The 20688-nt window shown below is 43.9% G+C and carries 20 protein-coding genes and 2 pseudogenes; 13 read left to right on the top strand and 9 right to left on the bottom strand.

Annotation, left to right across the window (positions count from 1 at the left end; translation table 11 throughout):
• Positions 1-59 precede the first annotated feature (59 nt).
• The gene (locus CHA6605_RS09845) at positions 60-266 is read right to left on the bottom strand and encodes a hypothetical protein (RefSeq protein WP_015159318.1); all 207 of its coding nucleotides are present in this window, start codon (positions 264-266) and stop codon (positions 60-62) included.
• Positions 267-441: 175 nt separating this feature from the next.
• Positions 442-900 carry a hypothetical protein gene (locus CHA6605_RS09840; protein ID WP_015159317.1) on the bottom strand — a complete coding sequence of 153 codons (459 nt, stop codon included), beginning with the start codon at positions 898-900 and terminating at the stop codon, positions 442-444.
• 257 nt (positions 901-1157) lie between these two features.
• Here CHA6605_RS09840 and CHA6605_RS09835 point away from each other — a divergent pair, with 257 nt between their 5' ends.
• Complete coding sequence (locus tag CHA6605_RS09835) at positions 1158-1538, top strand: hypothetical protein (RefSeq protein WP_015159316.1); 381 nt, start codon at positions 1158-1160, stop codon at positions 1536-1538.
• 51 nt (positions 1539-1589) lie between these two features.
• Here CHA6605_RS09835 and CHA6605_RS09830 read toward each other — a convergent pair whose 3' ends face one another.
• The 5 genes from CHA6605_RS09830 to CHA6605_RS09810 form a co-directional block, all read right to left on the bottom strand.
• Positions 1590-1877, bottom strand: coding sequence for a hypothetical protein (locus CHA6605_RS09830; protein WP_015159315.1), 288 nt, complete (start codon positions 1875-1877; stop codon positions 1590-1592).
• Positions 1878-2035: 158 nt separating this feature from the next.
• Positions 2036-2362 carry a hypothetical protein gene (locus CHA6605_RS09825; RefSeq protein WP_015159313.1) on the bottom strand — a complete coding sequence of 109 codons (327 nt, stop codon included), beginning with the start codon at positions 2360-2362 and terminating at the stop codon, positions 2036-2038.
• Positions 2363-2367: 5 nt separating this feature from the next.
• Positions 2368-2682: a hypothetical protein gene (locus CHA6605_RS09820; RefSeq protein WP_015159312.1), complete on the bottom strand. Its 315-nt coding sequence runs from the start codon at positions 2680-2682 to the stop codon at positions 2368-2370.
• An 8-nt stretch (positions 2683-2690) separates the two neighbouring features.
• Positions 2691-2996, bottom strand: a complete 306-nt coding sequence (locus CHA6605_RS09815; protein ID WP_015159311.1) for a hypothetical protein — start codon at positions 2994-2996, stop codon at positions 2691-2693.
• A complete protein-coding gene (locus CHA6605_RS09810; protein ID WP_015159310.1) occupies positions 2993-3886 on the bottom strand; it encodes an EamA family transporter in 894 nt (297 codons plus the stop codon). Before CHA6605_RS09810 ends, CHA6605_RS09815 begins: the two co-directional genes overlap by 4 nt.
• Before the next feature lie 246 nt (positions 3887-4132).
• Here CHA6605_RS09810 and CHA6605_RS33975 point away from each other — a divergent pair, with 246 nt between their 5' ends.
• Positions 4133-4306: a hypothetical protein gene (locus CHA6605_RS33975; RefSeq protein ID WP_015159309.1), complete on the top strand. Its 174-nt coding sequence runs from the start codon at positions 4133-4135 to the stop codon at positions 4304-4306.
• 280 nt (positions 4307-4586) lie between these two features.
• Here the strand turns inward: CHA6605_RS33975 and CHA6605_RS09805 are convergent, their stop codons facing one another.
• Positions 4587-7217, bottom strand: a complete 2631-nt coding sequence (locus tag CHA6605_RS09805) for a DUF927 domain-containing protein (RefSeq protein WP_015159308.1) — start codon at positions 7215-7217, stop codon at positions 4587-4589.
• A 729-nt stretch (positions 7218-7946) separates the two neighbouring features.
• Here CHA6605_RS09805 and CHA6605_RS09795 point away from each other — a divergent pair.
• From CHA6605_RS09795 to CHA6605_RS32805, 6 genes and pseudogenes are all read left to right on the top strand, one after another.
• A protein-coding gene (locus CHA6605_RS09795; RefSeq protein WP_157259944.1) for an ISKra4 family transposase occupies positions 7947-9016 on the top strand; the annotation gives its coding sequence in 2 pieces (ribosomal slippage) (positions 7947-8103 and positions 8103-9016; 1071 coding nt in all).
• A 255-nt stretch (positions 9017-9271) separates the two neighbouring features.
• Entirely contained in the window at positions 9272-9472 is a 201-nt protein-coding gene (locus CHA6605_RS33970) for a hypothetical protein (RefSeq protein WP_157259943.1), read from the top strand.
• Positions 9473-9799: 327 nt separating this feature from the next.
• Entirely contained in the window at positions 9800-10450 is a 651-nt protein-coding gene (locus CHA6605_RS09790; protein WP_015159307.1) for a hypothetical protein, read from the top strand.
• A gap of 174 nt (positions 10451-10624) precedes the next feature.
• On the top strand, positions 10625-11443 hold the full coding sequence (locus CHA6605_RS09785; protein WP_015159306.1) for an ATP-binding protein: 819 nt from the start codon (positions 10625-10627) through the stop codon (positions 11441-11443).
• 83 nt (positions 11444-11526) lie between these two features.
• The gene (locus CHA6605_RS09780) at positions 11527-12930 is read left to right on the top strand and encodes a transposase (protein ID WP_015158689.1); all 1404 of its coding nucleotides are present in this window, start codon (positions 11527-11529) and stop codon (positions 12928-12930) included.
• A gap of 49 nt (positions 12931-12979) precedes the next feature.
• Positions 12980-13144, top strand: a pseudogene (locus CHA6605_RS32805) (four helix bundle protein); the annotation flags it as partial.
• Between the two features lie 15 nt (positions 13145-13159).
• Here the strand turns inward: CHA6605_RS32805 and CHA6605_RS32800 are convergent.
• Entirely contained in the window at positions 13160-14215 is a 1056-nt protein-coding gene (locus CHA6605_RS32800) for a transposase (protein ID WP_232432265.1), read from the bottom strand.
• Between the two features lie 369 nt (positions 14216-14584).
• Here CHA6605_RS32800 and CHA6605_RS32795 point away from each other — a divergent pair.
• From CHA6605_RS32795 to cas8c, 5 genes and pseudogenes are all read left to right on the top strand, one after another.
• A pseudogene (locus CHA6605_RS32795) lies at positions 14585-14776 on the top strand (four helix bundle protein); the annotation flags it as partial.
• A 71-nt stretch (positions 14777-14847) separates the two neighbouring features.
• Positions 14848-15909 carry a metal-dependent hydrolase gene (locus tag CHA6605_RS09770; protein ID WP_015159304.1) on the top strand — a complete coding sequence of 354 codons (1062 nt, stop codon included), beginning with the start codon at positions 14848-14850 and terminating at the stop codon, positions 15907-15909.
• Positions 15910-15974: 65 nt separating this feature from the next.
• Entirely contained in the window at positions 15975-18161 is a 2187-nt protein-coding gene (locus CHA6605_RS09765) for a CRISPR-associated helicase/endonuclease Cas3 (RefSeq protein ID WP_015159303.1), read from the top strand.
• Between the two features lie 20 nt (positions 18162-18181).
• Positions 18182-18874 (top strand): type I-C CRISPR-associated protein Cas5c, encoded by a 693-nt coding sequence (cas5c, locus tag CHA6605_RS09760; RefSeq protein WP_015159302.1) that lies wholly within the window; start codon positions 18182-18184, stop codon positions 18872-18874.
• Positions 18871-20625, top strand: a complete 1755-nt coding sequence (gene cas8c / locus CHA6605_RS09755) for a type I-C CRISPR-associated protein Cas8c/Csd1 (protein ID WP_015159301.1) — start codon at positions 18871-18873, stop codon at positions 20623-20625. Before cas5c ends, cas8c begins: the two co-directional genes overlap by 4 nt.
• Positions 20626-20688 lie beyond the last annotated feature (63 nt).

The following is a 20688-nucleotide window of genomic DNA, read 5'->3' as shown; positions in this document are numbered from 1 at the left end:
CGCTGTAGGTAGTCGCTTCTTAGAAAATAATCCCTAGCACTAAATCTGTGGGCATCGGATTAAATTTCAACGACATCGACAAAATCACATTCATCGCAGCAAATCTGCCCCATTTCATCTTCACCGAGATTGATGCAACCACACACAGGGCAACAAATCTCGATCGATTCAGGAAGAAATTGTTCTTTAATCGTTGAATCTGGGAATGATGTAGATTCTTGAGCGGGTTGTTGTGAAGTGAACCGACGAAAATTGCGTGGAGACATTTTACTTGGGAGTTTTGCGATTCCCTCCGAGACACTGTACCGAAGGCAGGCTTACACCAACGCAAACGGGGCATCAGAAGATTTACATTGTTTATGATAACAACATAGATCTAGATGCTCATGGCTACTACCGGAAAACTCGAACTTACCATCAAGATTAGCGAATTACCTGAATTTAAGATTGTTTAAAACAGCTTGCAGTATGTGGGTTATAGATTCCTAACGAACAGGGCAGCTCCTTTTCATTTGTAAATGTAAATACTTCGACATTTTGAAGATGTCGTCTCGCATAAATAGCCGCATAATCGATAGCTTGCTGTTTAACTTCCTGTCGCTTTGCTGTTCTTTTTCTTGATGCAGTACGACCTGTACTTTTACGGTCTATATATTTAATCTCAACAACAGCAAAACGTAAATATTCGCTGGCAAATACCAAATCTCCCTTTCCTTTGTCTGATTGACTAGTTTCCACTTCCCATTCATCTTCTATTAAATATGGGTATTCAGGCAATAATATAGTGCTGCATTTAACAAGTTGTTGCTTTAGAAGATATTCATCATTTTTATCCCAGTTACGATCTCTAATATAGTCACGAAGAACTCGATTGCGATACTCAATCTGATACTTATCCATAACTCATCCGAAAACACTAATATCTATTTTCTAGATATTGCGTGACAGATCGGGACAAAAATATACGATCGTGCCCATAAAATGTTGACTTTTCACACCCGCAAACATCAGAATCCCTTACCATCAATGGTTAGGAGGTTCTGATTCTCCAGAGCGATCGTCGTTACATTACACAAATAAAGAGTGCTACCGATCGTAAGGATGCCCGCTCCAATCCAGTAACGCTTCTCAAGATGATGTCAATTTACTTTTAAGCTATGAATTCTATCGATAAAAAAATTTGTTACTTAGCAGAGAGCTTACTAGTAAAAGGTGAGTTTATGAGCTGGCGACGGTTCAACCTCCCAGCGTTCTCTATTCCAGACTTTAAAATTTCTTCTATTTGTAATCAGCAGAGCGATCGCATTGTTGTCGAGAAAATCATTACTACTGGGATTGTAGATTCACGCTTAGGAAAAGATGCTAGTACGACATATCTTGTGGAAGTTTTAGCCGCAGTATCTATCGTTTCTTATCTCGAAGGAAATGACCTTGCGATTGTAGCTAGTGACAGTCTCAATAGCTACGAACAGCCCTTTACATTTACTATTTGTCACCACTCTGACGACTCATTTATACTGCTAGATGTTGCATTCTAACCAAGGACTAGCGCGGCATGACCAAAGAGAAGGCGGCGCGGTCTGTTGGCTCTAAGCACAAGAAGATAGCGCGGCGTTTCGCGGCGCGGCAACTTTTCCCTGCTCTTGATTTCGTTCCTTACCAACTGAATGATTTTGATGCTTTTTTGTATTTAGATGATAGGTATAGTTAACAGAAACAACTATATCATTGCAATCAAAATGCTTGACAATTCCATTTTCATTTAGAGCAACTACCCAACAAGTATTTTGGTGCATTCCATAATCGATTAGAAATAGAGCTTGTCCCTGCCCTAAAGGTGTTTCCACTAGAATAGTTGGATTGAGTTGTAAAATCATAATAATTACTCTATTTCAATTCTATCTTTCAGCTAAAATACTAATCCCGATCGCTTTCATCTAGATTTGATAACTTCCGTCCCTGTCCAAATACTAATATGAGTCCCAGTGTATAAGCGTAGCCAAAATAAATTATTAGTGCGGTAGTCATTTCTATGCTAATTAAGTAAGTAATTTAAAATATCTTCCTTCAACAGTCGATCGATCGCCGATAAGTTTTCTTCCTCAACGATCGCTTGGATGTCTGGTCTGCACCATTCACAGGTAATCTTAGTCTGGGGATTATATACATTCACGAGTATCAAATTTTGCCCTATCCCACCATCACGGCTAGCTGTGTGGCGGCTAAACCATCTGTTTAGGTATGGAGCATAATCGATTTTGAATACTCCCTGAGAGTCATTTATGATTCCACTATGTTGTTTTAAGTTGGGGGGCTGTTCTCTAAAGATCGCTCTCTCAGTGGGAATGCTTTGTGAACTCATAAAGTTTAGTTAAATGTGGGAATTAAATACTTGAGAATGTCTTCTTTCAATAGTCGATCGATTACCTCTTTACGTCCCCCGCTAATAATTACATCTAAATCTGGTCGGCACCACTCAAAAGTAGATTCACCTTCACAACTGTGAATGCAGACGATAACAAACTGCTGGCAAACTTTACCATCGCGATTGAAAATTAGATGGCTCTCCCAGCGATTGAGGCTGGGGTAATAGTCAATCTTGAGGATGTTACGAAAACTTTTTAAACTCGTGCAAGAGCGAATGTGCGGAGGCTGACGAGTAAAGATAGGTGTAGTTATCATCGAAAGGTTTAAATGCTTGAAAGAATATCTTGCTTGAAAAAGTGGTGCATTAAATCGAAATTACGTTCTTCGACGATCGCATCAATACCATAGCGCAGCCATCGGTAACTAGGGTTCTCCCAACCTCCATAGATGGTTACAATAACAACTGGTTTAATCGAACGATCTAGAGATTCACTAAAGGGATAAGCTGCCCAATGTTTAGTAGTGATATCATAATCAATTCGGTAAATCCGTTCAAATAGAAAAGGTACAGACCACTCAATATCTTTGAGAATTGGGTAGAGATATTGAGGTTTGGTTCTGAATGTCATGCTTCTATCCCTGCCCCAATCAGCCACACCCCAATCATCATCAAACCAACCATCATCCATTTAATCGGTAGCTTCCGCTTTGTCTCTGCGTCGATCTTATGGTGCAGCATGGCGATCGATAAGGATATTCCAAACGCGAAAGCGGGGATAGAAGCCTCGATCGCACTTACTAAAGAGGGAACACCCATCTTCACCGCAGTTTGCCCCGTGTATAAGGCTACCCAGTTAATTAATTCGATGATGATAAATACGGGTAGAGCCTTCTTAATCTTGGGCAGGTCTTTCACCAGCGAAACCCTAACTTCTCGCATTCCCAAGCTAAGTAGACCAGTTATGACAATCGCCATGCTAATAGATAAAAAAGCCCCAAAAAATTGAGATCGATCGAAGATATATTTTTCTAGCAGTACCACTCCTGTCTGAAGCGAGGCGGCAATAGACATCAAATAGAGAGTATCCCACTTGCTCTCGAACTTATCGATTACACACAGTCCGATCGAAGCAATTAATAGTAGACCGATACCGATATAGTTATTACCTGTAATGATGTAACCAAATAGCCAATAACTAATAACTGGTAAAAATGTTGGCGTAAGGTTCCAGTAGGCTGCGACAGTCCCCGAATCACTGAAATCTAAGGCACGAAAATAATAGACCTGACTGAGCTGAATGATTGCCCCAGTGAACATACAAATTAACAGCACATCCCAACTGGGGATGATTATCGGCTGATTTAGGAATGGTACTAGTAGGAAAATTCCGGCAGAGATACCGGAGCTGGTGATAACTCCCAACCAAGGCTTACTAAAAATACTGTCTACACAATGCTCGTCAAGAATATGTACGATTGCCCAAAGGAAAGAAGAAAATAAAGCGTATTGAATCCACATAAGAGCAAGGGACGAAATATTTCAAGCCCTATTCTAATGAATTGATAAGCTCTCCATAACCGCAATTACTATTAATTTAAACTGCAAATAAAGCTCTAAACGTTTGAATATTATCCAAACGTTTTAGCAATTTAAATTCGACTTTTGATAGATGAATATTTGTAAGGTTTATGATTAAATTAGTTCACTACGGTTCCATTTTTACCAGAACTGACGTTTGCTAGCCTGTCCGATCGACCAGAATCTATGAATATGCAAGAAGTGACTAAAGCCCAAATAGATGAAGCGCGAACATGGATTCGCGATTGTAGTTGGCTAGATGAAGCTGCGGACTTGGAAGATTTGACCGATGAGGAAGTGCGGCGGGGGATCGAGCGACATTACGATGGCGGCTGGATTCAATTTATAGCCAATTGTTAATTTACCTGCCCTCGAACAGTACATCGATATTACCTACCGTTTTGAAAAAAGCGTTTTTTCAAAATTAAATTCAGAAAGTCGATTTTTGCGAGTGAACAGGGTGAACAGGGTGAACATCCCTCTTAAACCCATTACTGGACGAGGTTTTGTTCTCACCCCCCCTGTTCACTCTCCAAAAAAGCCGAGTGAACAGGGTGAACATGCGACAATGAAATAGTTGTTTCCTGTTCACCCTGTTCACTCTAAAAAAAAGCCGAGTGAACAGGGGGTAGCCATAAATTTATGACTCTGACAAAGGGTTTGAGGGGGGGTGTTCACCCTGTTCACCCTGTTCACTCACGATTTGGCGTTTTTGGAAAACATAAAGATAAATGCGTTTTCCACATACCGAACGAGTATGAATAGCTTTACCATCTGGACGAGGTGGTAACAACCAGCCAAGTCGCTGTAATTCCTTCACCAGCTCCGCCTTGTTGACCCCAACAACGAACTCTTTATCGAATACTGTTGGCGGTACCCAAAACTCTTCTGTGTCCCCTTCCACGCCAACCTTGCGGTAAGCCAAAAGATTGCGAATGGTCTTGGTATCCCCGTCGCGGAGGTCATAAACCCTGTCGCTAAACTCGTTGGTGACGAGTAGATGTTCGATCCGTTCGATCGCTTGTTTGATTTCGATCGAACCATCCCCACCCCTGGCGACTAACCAAGCTTGGAAACAGGTAGAAATAGCCAGTTCTACTTGTTCGACATCGAAGGGTAGTAACCCATACTTGTGCGCTAATCCTAGCGATACTTGCACCAGGGCAAACCGTTTAGCTACCCGCCCAATGGCATTATCTTTCGTCCCCTCAGCTAGTTTCGCCGCGACTAAATGAACCTGTTTCGAGAGATTACCCGCAAATGTCGGCTCGGCTGTATCCACGACTAATCGAGAGAGGAAAGCATCTAACGCCGTACCGTGATGTTCTTTCACCGCCGCCTCTAAACCTAAAACAAACTGTTCTGGCGTATCTGCTCCGTGAATCGTCTCGAAACATCCATAGATTGAGTTGTCAGGCACCGCAGGGAGATCGGGTAATCGGACTTCCTGACCGCCTTTTAGGGTGATGCCAGCTTGCGCCATATAGCTACCTAATCCCACCTCACCAGAAGATAAAACCATTAATCGCCATGTCTTTGGTTTGCGGTTGGTGAGGTTCTTATTCATCCGTGCCTTACCTTGCCCGTTAGCCAACATATAGGCGATATTCCCCACATCACGCGCCTCAGCTTGATTGATTTCGTCGAGGGGAAGGCAGAGGTGATTAAAGGCAGTAGCCGTACTCTCTAACCCATTGGTGGTGGTTCTCCAGTGGGGCAGCTCCTTAACTCCCGTCACAGAAGCGGCTACAGATAAAATAGTCGTCTTGCCTTGGGACGTAGCCCCAACCAAATGAAAACCACCCGATTCGATTTCAATAATGGGTAAGAGCGGAGCCGCAAAGCTGGTACCTAATCCCAAAATTAAGCGAGAATTCCCCGCACATCTGGCAGCGACGGTATCTTTCCAACCCTCTAATGTCCCAACGATCTCGGTAATCGCATCTGGACTGGGATCTACATCGCGAAATTTTAGGTTCTCATCCCCGTATGTCTGATGGGGGAGAACGAAAGACTTTCCCACCCAACCACTAGAATCTGTAACAGTATAGGTTTGAGAAATATCTGCACCCAAACCATAGAGGTAGTCGAGTAACAAACCTTTTTGCTCCCGCTTGAAGCTGTAACCTCGACTGAGTAACCCTTCAACGATCGAGCTAGCGTCACCTGCAAGAAACGCCCTTAACATCGTCCAGCGGCGAATCGTGCCTTTAAACGTTTTGAATTCTAATAACAGTGCCGCGCCGTCTTCATCAGGGTTATCGATACAGGCGATCGCAGTAAGATGATTGCCGATATATTCACTCGACATACTCGTGACTTTGAGTAAACCATCCTCGATCGAGCTGATGAAGTGGGCATTTTTAGGGACTGATAATGCCATCTCCGCTCGTTTGGCATAAGCTTTATCTAAAGCTTTGACCCCTTTGGCAGCGATCAAGTCATCGACTCCTTTATGACCTTTCCATTTGAGTTCGGTTACTCCAACCACCCGATCTTCAATCTCTTGGCGGAACCGTTGCTTGGCGGCTTCAACCTTCTTCACAGTCAAGGGATTATCGTCGCGATCGAAGGCTAAGACTACTTCTCGATCGTTTAGAAATGGCTCTAGTTCTAAGTTCAATATCTTGAGACTTTCCCCAAAGTCGCCACGCTCGACTTCCCCAAACATGTCCTTCTCGTTTGTGCCCCAGCCCCACACTCCATTAAGTGCGATCGCTGGATATCCGGCAGAAATCAGGCTACAGGCTTTCTTTGCCCCTTCAGTAATAATGATGAATCCGTCGTGTTCTAGATACCAATCCCAGAAGCCAAGATCTGCCATGTCTGGGGCTAGTAACTCGACCCGCTGGCGATATTCCTGCTCTATTACTGCTCCCAGTTTGGATGCGATCGCTAGTCCCGCCCGTACCGATAAACGAGGGACGAATAGCTGTTGATTCCCCGCTCCCCTTGGGGACTCATATTTAATGACCTTACCTTCAGCATTCCGACGCGGTGAATCGGGCTTGATCGATACTCCCCGATAGCCCTCGAAAATCCACCCCCCAGCTCGGAGGACATTTGCCAGATCGTTAGCCGAGCGACCCGCCAGTGACCCATTATTCCGGTGTTGTGGTTCGGCAATTAACAGCACGAACACATCATCTAAATCGTTTTCGTCGAGCGGATTCCACGAACGGAAATTTAACGCCGCGATGTCGGGCGCGATCGCGCTATCTTTGAACTCTTGGGCATGATGCTCTTCAATAAAATTGCAAGTAATAGTCATTAGTGGTTCCTTGGTGTCGGAAGCCACACAACCTAGCTGAAGTTAAGATTGGATGATAAATGTAATCAGAAGGGTATATTGGCGATACGTCAAATTTACGCTAAGATTTAGCTATCACCTGCTTCCTAATTCCTGTTAGGTTGCGTGGTTTCCCATAAAATTTGTATTGTTTTGTCGGACTTAGTTTCTGACTCCAATCAGAAACTCAATCAAAACCCCTGGTCGTGCATTCCTGCGCTGCTGGGGGTTTTCGATTAAGGCTTCATTATAAGCACGGTCAGGGTGGTTTTTAAAAGAGATTCACCAATCTTGGTGTTTCTTTTTGTATTTTTAATATAATTTTAAGCTTATGAGAGTAAAATGTCACCAAATATACAGTTTCTAAGCAATTTCACTGAAATCGAGCTATTTTCCGATACTGGCTCTGGTCTTAATTGAGAAGTGAAAGTGTTTAGCTACGGTTTCGAGAAGATATTAGATCTATATTATTAATGTTCTCGCTTTAATGTTGTTGGTAAACTGCCTAACACATACTAGTAGTAACCTGAGTTGCTAATTAAGAATTTTTAGTGCGGAAGGGGTAAATGGTAAAGGGGAGCATCCCACTTTTTATTTGCTCCAAGGAGATAAACCTTCTGTACTAGTATGAAGATTGAGAAATTTGACAAAAATAGCAGCAAAGTGACTACAATCTTGAGATAATGAGATTAAGTAAATTAAGGTAGTGTAATGAGTCCAGAAGAACAAAAAGAACTCGATCGACACACGGAAGCTATTGCCAGGATTTTATATAAGAATACACCAAAAGAAGAACTAACTAGCTTAGGGAAAATCGAAGAAGCTGTGAGAGCGAGAATGCAAAAGTATGTGATGCCAGAAGTCGGTATTTTTTTATCGAAAATGTCACAGTCGAAACTGGAGGATATAAAAGACAGATCCAAAGCATAATTGGAGAACTAGTAATCACAAGTAAACAAGCAGCCAAGCTAAATATCAAAAGTCATACTCAAATCCGTCCATATTTAGAAGCATGTTGCCTACGAATAAGTGCATCAGTTTCTTATGAAAGGACAACGGAAGAAATCGAATATTTGACTGGAGTGAAAATATCGAAAAGTGCCCAGCAGAGGTTAATCCATCGACAAGAATTTGAATTGCCTCAAGCAGAAACACCAGTGGCAGAATTGAGTGTGGATGGAGGGAATATTCGAGTGAGAACACCGAAGGGAGAGATATGTAGCTGGAAAGGATACAAAGCAACAGTACTGCATCAACAGCAAAAAATTGCTTCATCATTTCAAGAAAATGAGGTGATTGTTAATTGGGTAAATAGTCAAAAATTAGCACCAGTTGTTACCTGCTTAGGTGATGGTCACGACGGGGTATGGAATATTATCAAGGAATTTGTACCTGTTGGTGAAAGAAGAGAAATTCTCGACTGGTTTCATCTCATGGAAAATCTCCATAAAATTGGAGGATCTAATCAAAGACTATTTGCTGCTAGAAAACTGCTCTGGTACGGAAAAGTTGATGAGACTATTAAATTGTTCGGTGATTGTACTCTCAAGCAAGCTGAAAACTTTCGTATTTATCTAGAGAAACATCGTCATCGTATAATTAATTATTATTATTTTCAAGCTGAACAAATTTGTTCAATTGGTTCTGGTGCCATTGAGTCTACAATTAAGCAGATCGATCGTCGGACTAAAATCTCTGGAGCGCAGTGGAAATTTGAAAATGTTCCTCAAGTATTAGCGCATCGCTGCGCTTATCTTAACGGTTTAATTTGCGATCGCTAAATAAAAAGTGGGATGCTCCCATGGTAAAGGTGGAGTGTTTTCCTTTACCCTCTGCCTAGATTTAGGCTATAGCTAGCAACTTACGTTAGTACTGACTATCGATTTGAAGCATTAATCAAAACTCCAAACGTTTGCAAAATATTCAAACGTTTTGTCAATTATATTTTGGTATTTAGCGGATAAATTCATCAAAACTCTGTGTTTAAATTAATCGATATATTGTATTTGTCACTGATTATTGAGGTTTCGCTAGCAATGTTTAAATCCGAGAAAACAGAAACAAGTCCGCTGTCGCTGCTGACAGCAAGATTTAAAAGAGTCAAAATGAGTCCGCCACTGTTCTTGCTGTTGCTATTTTTGACTTTCCTCGCGCCTACCGTGGCGATATCATCTTCAGGTAACAAGATCGCCCCCCCACAGCTCCCCGAACACAATTTCCCGATCCTGCGAAGATAATCGCCGTTCCTGTCCTGCCGATGTACTTTGTGATTCTCATTCTGAGAGGCTACGCCAACGACAGGTCGAAAACCTCTACGTCTTTTGACTGAGTATTCGTATCTTTCGATCTCGATCGATTTCCGTACTAAGACAAAAGGCGTAGATGAATCCCAGCTTTCGTAAAACTTTCTTAAAATAAATAGTTTTCTACAGGTATTAGTTGATACTACTTACAATACCTTTACTTTGAGAATTACTTTTAATTCTGTCGAATAAAGTCGGAGAGAAAGGGCAAATTATTTGCCCTAGCTTTGCTGTGAATAGACAACTATTACCCTATTGAATATGACTGCTAAAACAACTAGAGTAAAAACTTCCGATTTAGATGAAAAATTTAAGATTGGAAAGAATACGAGAGTGAATCGATTGGCTATGCTGGGTTTCACGCCCGATCGATTGGTGAAAGAGGGCAGGTTTTACTACCTCAGTCCAGAGCAACTAGAGGTATTTACAGATTTCGATCGATATATTTCACAGACTGGTAGCCCCGATGGATTTCCCAAGCTATTAGCTAACTATTCCGATCGTCCTGTCTCATCGATAAAAGAGCCTGAAATTCCCGCTCGAATCTCTAATCAAGATTCACCAGCCGGAGAATTAATTACTACTCCAGAAGGAGATGAATTAGCCGATCTGCTAGGACATCCCGATATTCTGTCTAGTGTTACGGGTGAATTTACAGGAATGTTTGACAACTCCTCACCAGATCTAGTTGAAAATGTTCTGGCTCAACATTTAGTAATCAAGGCTCAACGCAAAGCTACAGCAATGTTACTTGCTGAAAATGCCTTGGCAGACCAGTACATTAACAATCCTCATTTGCTAGACCCCACATTACGGGCGCAGTTAGATAGCTTTCAGTTCACACAGACCGACCCAAAAGGGTTAGCCGCATCGTTAATCGCCGCCGCACAGCGACTACCGAAAGCGGCTTAAACTTTAATCTGCGAACCATAGCTGAAGAATGTCTCAACGCCCTGTTGTTAGGTATTTTGCTACTGTTGAGCGACTTTTGGACGTTGCCATTAATTCTCGGATTGTTCGTCGTGGTTAACGTTACCAACCCCAGCTCGCCGACTCAGCGTCCTCTAAATAACCCGATCTCACGCAATGTTTAAAATTTATCGCCTGGAGGAGAAAGCTCGAATCCTAGCGGCTCTGAAGGCTAATGGATCGATTCTCCTCTGTGGCGATGAAGGCAGTGGGAAAACAATATTGTTGGATGCGGTCAGAGAAGAACTAATCGCCGACGGTTACGCACTGGCAGCGATTCTCGCCCCTGCTACACAGCGGCAAATGCTCATATCCATCTGCGAACAGCTCGCGATCGACACGATCGAGCTGGAAGGTAAAGCTTTGACTGTTGAAAAGCTGCGGTGGGCGGTGAGCGATTACATGCGATCGAACCCCGCCACCTTCCTAGTCTTTGATGATGCCCACCAGCTCGATCCAAAGTTTCGGACTTGGCTAAAAAATATCCAGAGACAAGGCTGCTCGTTACTTCTAGCAGCTACCAAACCGCCGAGAACAGACATATTTTTGAATACTCCACCCCTAATCCTTCGACCGCTACCCGACTATTTCATCCGTGATTTGATGGAAGCGGCGGCGGTTTTGCGGGGACTAAACTTGAGCCAATCCCAACTGGCAGACCTACAACAAAGAGCTGGTGGTAATCCAGCTTTAGCAATTCGATCGATCGATGAAGAGTACTTGGGTCTGGAAGTCGAAGCAGGGGACAGAGGCGATTACTTCGACATTACCCCGCTGCTGATTCTCGCCGCGACCGGATTTGTGATGCTGCGGTTCTTTGCTATCGGGACGGATAGCAGACTTCTGTATGTCATCGCGGGTATGGGTGGAGCCTTACTGATCGGAATCACCTACATGCTGCGGACTCTGCCGAAAGACTCAAAGAAGATTAGTTAATAGTTAATACTCGATGTTCAAGTTTTTGAAAACTGCTGAAGTGTATGATATGGGATGAAGGATCGGTATAGAAAGGTAAAGACATGCTACTCAATAAGCCTTTGCCCTTCATCGAAGACTTTATCAACGAATTGAACAAGGGACTGAAAAGTTACAATCCAGATGGGGGCTTGAGCAGAATTCAGCGTGGATGGATCGGATTCTGTCTGATGGGCATAATACTGACGAACAGCGTATGCTGGGCAAGATTTGAACGGGTGAGCCTGGGGAAATACAGCCTGGGAGCCTTATCATGGATGTTTCGCAAATCCAAACTGCCATGGGAGATGATGCTTCAAGTTAGTATAGCAATAGTGCTCAAGCAGTATGGTATTTCTGGAGGTACTTTGGTGACTGACGACTCAGATCATCAGCGCAGTAAGAAGACACCAAGGTTATTCAAAACCCATAAAATCAGAGACAAAGGTAGCGGGGGATATATAAATGGTCAAAACATAGTGTTATTAATACTAGTTACTGACAAAGTGAGCTTGCCAGTTGGATTTGAGGTCTATCAACCTGACCCTCAACAACAAGCATGGACAAGAGAAGATCAACGTCTGAGAAAGAAAGGTATCGCGAAAAAAAACCGCCCAGAGGCTCCACCCCATAATCCAGACTACCCAACTAAACCAGAATTAGTGTTGCGATTAATGGAGCAGTTTCGGAAGCACCACAGTCAAATCAAGATCAAAGCCGTCGTTGCTGATGCACTATATGGTCAGGCAAAATTCATGGATGCAGCATCAGGCTTATTTGGTGGAGTCCAAGTCATTAGCCAATTGCGTTATAACCAAAATATTCGTTTTCGAGGCCGAAAACAAAGCCTAAAGCACTATTTTTCAAGTTATCCGGGAGTTCCTCAAGAGTTGAGTATTCGAGGTCAACCTGCCATTACAGCCAATGTTGGAAGTATCAGAGTGGAAGTTTGTGCTCACGGAAAAAAGCGATTTGTGATTGCGCTGAAGTATCCGGGTGAGCAAGATTATCGATATTTAGTTGCTACGGATCTGACTTGGCGCACCATAGATATCATCCAAGCGTATACACTGAGATGGTTAGTAGAGGTTTTCATCGAGGACTGGAAGTCTTATGAAGGTTGGGCGCAGTTGGCCAAGCAAACAGGTAAAGAAGGGACAAGCCGTGGCCTGACCCTGAGTCTGTTGCTTGACTTATGCCTCTTGCTTCACCCGAGACAAATAGCCCGCGTTGACAGCAAGCTGCCCGCATATACTGTGGGCAGTCTACTCCGCAATCTTCAGATGGAAGCTTTGTTGTTATATTTTGAGCAGTTGCTACAAGCACCTAATCCGGTTGAGCAGTTGAATCAATTAAGTCAATCAGTTCAGGAGTTTTTCCTTTTGAGATCGTCTGGTAAACATATGAGTGGTAGAGATTTAGGTCGCTTAGAACCCACTCCCTCCCTCAATCGTCGAGCTGTAGCTTAAAAACTTGAACATCGAGTAATAGTTAATAGTTAATAGTTGATGGTTGATAATGAATAGTCCGGTTAGGGATAAGTCTTTTCGGTTTGCATTGAGGATTGTGAAACTGTATCGATATTTGAAGGAAGAGAAGAAAGAGTATGTTCTTAGCAAACAGGTTTTGAGAAGTGGTACTGCGATTGGTGCGTTGGTACGGGAATCTCAGTATGCAGAAACAATAGTCCGGACAGATTTATGGAGCTAGAGAGCCATAGTGGAGAAGACTATCGTAGTTAGGATGGGATTTAATCAAAGTCGGGTCAAGTTCTAACATGGAAATAAACCGCTCAAGTAGATGTCCATTGAGAGCTAGCCGCTTGTAAGTTGCCATTGAAAAAGATTGCGGCTGTGAATCTTCCCCAGTATCCGACTGAGTTTTTTGCTGTTCAAGCTTGGCAATATTGAGAGCTGCCAAGGATGCATTGAAATGAAAATCCAGGGATTGTTGGTGGCGGGATTGACAGTCGCAAAGCCCAGTAAATTGTTTGGCATCACGAAAGATGAATTCGATTTGAAACCGAGATTTGTAGTACTCGTACAGACTGATGGGATTAATCATCGTGTCGGTAGAAAAGAGCAAAGCTACTCGCTGCTTCTCGGGATGACGTTGGTCAACCAAGTAAACGATGCGAATTTTACGTTTAAGTGAAACATGCCAAACCACTTGGCTATACAATTTAGTGCCATTAGCTAACTCACCACCGAATTCCAGTCGGGACAAATCACTCAAATTCACCTTGCCATCATACTTACGCGGCGCACCTTTGGGCTTTTGCTTGCCAGTGTAGCAGTATCGTAGATCCGCATCAATCCGCAATTTGCTAATCAAATGAAGGTCTAGCTCAATCACCCCATCAACAACAGATTTCTTACTGTAAAAGCTGTCTGCGGTTAAATATTTTACTACCGCAGGCAAATGGGAGCGAGCTATTTTCAGTTGTTTCAGATAGCCTTTGACTCGCTCAGAAATCACTGGTTCTGTTTTCGCTTTCGATTTAGATTTAGATTTCGACTTCGATTTCGACTTCGATTTCGACTTCGATTTACGCTTCTTCTTCGCCGTTGGTTTCGCGTCGGGGATGGGTTGACGCTCGGTTTTTGCAGTTTGTTGTACTGAGAGAGTGTAACCTTGATGGGCTAATACATCCACCACTGCAATCACCGAAATTTCTAACCCTTTTTGAGACTTGCTGATACTACCGTTATAGAAATTATCTACTCCCCATGTCTGTTTTCCACTCTTGCTGATAAATGAGCAATCAATCGCTGCGATCTGCTCTCGATTTGGTTCAATTGCTGCTGCAATTGTCTGCGCGTGGAAGGGAATGAAATCGAATGTTTTTTTGTACTGACGACGGTATGTTCGTTCGCTATACTGCCCATAACGACTGAGATTAGTAAAGTTTGCCTTGCCGCATACCACAAACAACGTCACAAATATACTGGCTAAGAACTGGCGTTGCGGTTTGCTAAATTACCCACTTTGGCAAGTAGGTTCTGTACAATATCCATAGGGCAATTCATCTGGTACTTGGGTTCTACTTGTACTTTAAGCGATGAATTGCTTTTTTTGGATCGATCGATCATTTTTCTTTTCAAAAGGTGTCCGGACTATTGAGAAAGTAAAGCAGACTTTATTCACAAACTAGCGATCGCTCTCAAGGAAGCAAACGAGACTGAGTACTGGATAGAGTTACTACACCAGTCAGGCTATATAGAAGAAAAAAGCTATCAATCTATTCACTTAGATGTAGAAGAGCTATTAAAGCTCCTAACCTCAATCATCAAAACAACCAAAGAAAACAAATAGTTATTAACTATTAACTATTAACTATTAACTATTAACTATTAACTATTAACTATTAACTATTAACTAAATTCATGATGACATTGACCCATCTAGCTATTAGTGGTCTGATGACTGGCTTGGTTTTGGGGACTGCCGATCCGATGCTGATTAGTTCTGGTGCGATCGCTGGACTGTTACCCGACGTAGATCTGAGTAAGTCGCCAGCCGGACGAGTATTGTTTCCGATCTCTCGACTGCTAGAGAAGAGGTTTCCCCATCGCAGTTGTACGCATTCGATCCTGGCTTCAGTCGCGATCGCTTCATTGGTCTACGGGCTGGCTTATAGCTCGGTTATCTCCTGGCGGCTGGCACATGCGATCGAGATTGGGTACACGTTTGGCTATCTCGTGGATGCGATTACTAAGTCGGGAATTCAACTATTCTTTCCCGCGAACTTGCGCTGTGTCGTGCCTGGGAACCGAAACCTACGGCTATCGACTGGCTCCAACTGGGAATACGCGATTTTAGTCCTGGTGGTAGCGGTGTTTTTGCTAGTGATGAATATCAATACTAACGGGGGGATGAGTGCTTCCCTCAATGAGATTCTAGCCACTCCGCGCGGGGTTCAGGAGCTACTAAATCAGAAAGGGAATACGCATCAGATCGTCGTCCGCATTGACGGGGTACGAACATTCGATCGCGCTCGGATTAAGGATGATTATGTAGTCATCGAACAACGAGATGCCAGTACATTTTTAGTTCATCCTCTCTCCACTGCTGACGAGCTGTATCAAGTTAGCAATCGTCCAGATTTAGAACATCAAATCGTCAGCGAACGCATTACAGGCAAGGTGGGGCGAAAGGTCGTCACTACGATTGAATCGATGGCTTGGGCTGATGAAGAAGTTACACCCAAGCTAGATAAGCTGCTCGATCGATATCCTAGTGCAGTGATGTATTTGACCGGATCGATCGAGGTTGACGACCCAGATGAGATTACGATTCGTACCGATCCGCAACAGTTAACAACCGTTGCCAAGCAGGGACGTAAATTAGCTTTTAATAGTTGTCCGCTGACAAACGCGATCGGGTTGCTTCGCGACCAGTGGGGCAGTGGTCAGGTACGGGTTAGGGTGATAGTAAATAGTGGATAAATAAGCTTGAATAGTAATAATGTATTGTAACATGAATAGTATTGTCGCGTTCAATAACTCTTCAGATGCTATTACCACTAAATTTTGTAGCGCATACGCCTCCACCTAACGATTCTCAAAAGTGGCACGACTTAAAAAAGCATTTGACTGATGTTGCCAATGGTACGGCTGGATTTGCGGATAAGTTGGGTGCCCAACGCTTGGGCTACTATGCGGGGTTATGGCATGACTTGGGTAAGTATAATCCAGAGTTTAAGAAATATTTGATAGCTTGTGCCCAAGGTGATAAGAATGCTAGAAGCATTCCGCACGCCGTTCATGGGGCAATCTTAGCCGCAGAATTAATTCCGCCGCTCGCACTCCTGATTTATGGACATCATGGTGGGTTACCACAGAAAGCGCAAGGAATCGATCGGATCGGTAATCCCGAACATCAACCCACATACCGATTGATTTTGGAGCAGGCAAAGACTGCGGGGATCGACCTCAGTCCTAAATCTGATTGGGAATCTGAGATATCTAATTTCAAAAATCCCTTTCACTATGAGCTATTTCTACGATTGCTATTTTCTTGTTTGGTGGATGCTGATTTCTTAGATACAGAAGAGCATTTTTCACCAGAATTGACCGCACAACGCCAACAGCCAGAGACAGTTCAACGATTATGGACTGTATTAGAAAAGCATCAAACTGACTTAATTGCTAAGGCACCCGATAAATTAGTCAATCGAGTACGTGCAGAAGTCTATCAGGCTTGTAGCGACAAAGCAAAGTTACCTCCAGGCGTATTTAGCCTCGCTGTACCGACAGGAGGTGGTAAAACTCTCAGTGGGTTAGCTTTTGCCCTCAAACATGCAGCTAAACACGGGCAAGATCGCGTAATTGTAGCGGTACCTTACACCAGCATTATCGAGCAAACGGTGAATGTGTATCGGAAGATTTTTGGCGAAGCTGCGGTGCTAGAGCATCACAGCGCAGCTAAAACAACCGTGGATGATGAAGATGCTCGATCGCAAGCAGCTCAAGCTAGATTAGCTACTCAGAATTGGGATGCACCGCTAATTGTGACGACGACAGTACAGCTCTTTGAGAGTTTGTTTCACAACCGGACGAGCCGATGTCGCAAGCTCCATAACATTATCAATAGCGTAATTATTCTCGATGAAGTACAGACGCTACCGATCGGATTACTGGCTCCGATCTTGAATGTACTCCAAGAACTAGCAGCCCGATATAATGTAACAGTCGTGCTTTGTACAGCTACCCAACCCGCACTAGAGGGCAATAGCCGATATCTAGAGGGCTTTGAACGTGTGGAAGATATTATCGAGCCAGAACAAGCTCAGGAACACTTCAGACAACTAAGCCGCGTGAATTATGAGCTTCCCGATGAGCCTTGGTCTTGGGCGCAGGTAGTGGAAGATGTTCAGATACATCAACACGAGCAAGCTCTGCTGATTTTGAATACGCGCAAGGATGCCCTTGAACTCTTGGCAGCATTGCCTCAAGACGAACCCGAACAACTGTTTCATCTATCTACGTTGCTATGTGGTGCCCATCGGCGCAAGGTTTTGGAAGCAGTGAGATCGCGTCTCAAACAGAATCTTCCTTGTTGGCTGGTTTCTACTCAAGTTGTCGAGGCAGGTGTAGATTTAGATTTCCCATCCGTGTATCGAGCCTTGGGGCCACTCGATCGCATCGTGCAAGCCGCAGGACGTTGTAATCGTGAAGGCAATTCTACTACAGGACGAGTCGTGGTGTTTCAGCCAGAAAATGGGCGGACACCTCCAGGTGATTACGCAACAGCAGTAGCTGAAACCGCTAATTTGTTAAGAAAGCAGCCTAATTTTGACGATCCTGAAATTTTCCGTCCTTACTTTGGGCACCTTTATCAAGGGACTAATACAGATAAATACAAAGTTCAGGAGGCTCGCGAACGTTTCGATTATCCAGAAACCGCTCAACGGTTCAAGCTAATTCCTGATGATACTCAACCAGTTGTCATCGAGTATGACGAAACTGCTCGAAAGCTGATCCGCCAAATTGAGCGGCAGGGTTTGAAATCTCGACATCACCGCGCTCTTCAGCCTTATTTGGTCAATTTACGCGATCGAGAGTTTAAACAAGGCTTGGAAGTACGTCGGGAGATTGCCCCAGGGATCTGGGTTTGGGAAGGGGGTTATGACGAAGTAAGGGGGATTAGTCTTGGCGGATCGGCGATCGTTCGCGATCCATACGATTTAATTGTGTAGTGTTGGAAAGAAAAACAATTATGAATGAATTTGACTCACCTTTGCAGGTGAAAGTCTGGAGCGAGCAAGGGGCACTATTTACTCGCCCTGAGTTTGGTGCAGAGCGAGTGAGTTATCCGGTAATGACTCCTAGCGCAGCACGGGGGGTGCTGGAAGCGATTTTCTGGAAACCAGAGTTTGTTTGGAAAGTGCGAGAAATTAAAGTCCTCAAACCGATCCGGCATTTTTCGATTCTGCGGAATGAGATGAATAGTTGGCAAAGCTCCAGTTCTGCCAAAAATCCCGAATATCGCTACTTTGCCGATGACGATCGCGCTCAACGCCATTCGCTTTGTCTCAAGGATGTGGCCTATATTATCACTGCCGATATCTGCTTAAAGCCTCATGCTAATGCTCCTGAAGCTAAATATCGTGCTCAATTCCGGCGACGGGTGGCTAAAGGGCAATGTCAACATCAGCCTTATTTGGGAACGCGAGAATTCAGTGCATATTTCGCCGAACCAGATGGCACCGAACAGGCGATCGAACATAGTGACGAATTGGGTTTAATGCTGTGGGATATGGATTTTGTTAGCGATCCTGAAGCCAAGCAGCTTGAGTTTATGAGCCACGATGCAGAAGGCGGAAAAGTCACCAAGGGAACAGCCAAACCTAAATTCTTTCGAGCTAGTTTGAAAGCAGGTATCCTGCGAGTACCAGAGGTGGCAGGATGATTCTGACGCAGCTTAAAGAGTTTGCTGATACGCAAATGACACTGCCACCAGTGATGTACAGCGAACAAAAAATTCGTTGGTCGATCGATCTCAACTTAGATGGCACTCTTGTTGGGAAATTCGTTCCTTGGGGTGGCGATACTAAAGCGAATAAACGTGGCGAGCCGATTGTTGTTCCCTTTGTGGGGCGAACTGTGGGTGTAAAGCCCAAATTATTAGCCGATAGCATCGAATATGTTCTGGGGGTCGGTCGTCCAGATTCTAAGCCAGAAAGAGTAGCAGACTGCCACCAGCAATTTAAAACACTAATTCAAAAATGCTTTGAAATCACCCAGGAGCCAATGCTCGATGCCGTTCGGGTATTTCTCACCAAATGGCATCCCAACCAACTCGGCGAGTGTCTACCTACTGGTTTCAAACTTGATAAATTCGATCCCAGTGAAAACATCACCTTTCGAGTTGATGGGGTAGTAATTGCTGATGCTAGGGCACAGATTAAATCGATCGAGCAATTCTGGGCAGATTATACATCTGGTAGTGATGATGCCGACAAAGAACCAGCCCCAATTATGACTTGTTTGATTACAGGAGAAATGTCTGAGGTCGCTCAGAGGATGCCCGTGCTAATCAAAGGATTGATCGGTGGACAGCCATCGGGTACCGCTTTAGTTTCGGCTAATTCCGATCCCTTCACATCTTATGGACTTAAGAATTCGCTCTCCTCGCCGATTTCTCGCGATGCGGCAGAGAAATTTGCTAAGGCACTGAATCACTTATTGGCAGACGATAGCTCGCGCCTTTATGTGGGTTCGACTGCTTATGTGTTCTGGACTCGCAAGAAAACTGATTTCGATCCGATCAGTTTCCTGAAAGCTCCCGATCCCCAAGCAGTCAAAAATCTAATCGAATCACCACTATCTGGGAGCCAAGTTCATACCGATACTGACGACCGATTTTATGCTCTATCACTGAGTGCTAGCATGGCGCGATCGGTCGTCCGCGATTGGCTGGAAACCACAATACCCAATGTGCGAGAGCACCTCAAGCGGTGGTTTATCAATCAAAAAATGGTGGATGGCTATGGGATTGAGATGCGGTCGTTTAGTGTATATACCCTCGCCGCTAGTGTCTATCGCGATCCTAGTAAGGAAATGCAGCCCACCGTGCCAACTGCATTAATTCGCCACGCGCTTAGTGGTGCGCCTTTAGCTGACGATCTGTTAGTCAAACTGGTGCGACGCAACCGCGCCGAGCAAGATATAACCTACCCTCGCGCAGTGCTGATTAAGCTGATACTCATTAGCCAAGGAAAACTCAATATGACAGATATGGACACTCTAAATCCCAATCCCGAACTAGAAGGTGTTGACAACGCAGCTTATCACTGTGGGCGACTACTTGCCGAACTCGAAGCAATTCAGAGAGCAGCCCAAGGAAACACTAATGCTACCTTAGTCGATCGCTATTATGGTTCAGCTTCTAGTACACCAGCCAAGGCTTTTGCACCACTGATGCGTGGGGTACAAAATCATCTAGGAAAGTTGCGGAAAAATTCACCAGGAATTTATAAATTGTGCGACCAAAGACTTGAAGAAATTATGCTGAACTTCCCTGAAAAGAGATTTCCTAACACCCTGAAGATGGGTCATCAAGCAATTTTCTCGCTGGGATATTACCACCAACGAGCGGCTAATCGGGCAGCGATTGCTCAAGCCAAAGCGGATAAAGAAGCAGCCAAGTTAAAGGCATAAAATGCCCTGCTGCTCAATTTTCTAAGCCATTCAGATTTTATCTCATTACTAATTCTTAAGGAA

The organism is Chamaesiphon minutus PCC 6605 (genome assembly GCF_000317145.1).
GTDB classification, from domain to species: Bacteria; Cyanobacteriota; Cyanobacteriia; order Cyanobacteriales; family Chamaesiphonaceae; genus Chamaesiphon; species Chamaesiphon minutus.
Note: the sequence above shows the minus strand (reverse complement) of the source record. Positions and strands in the feature narration are given on the sequence as shown.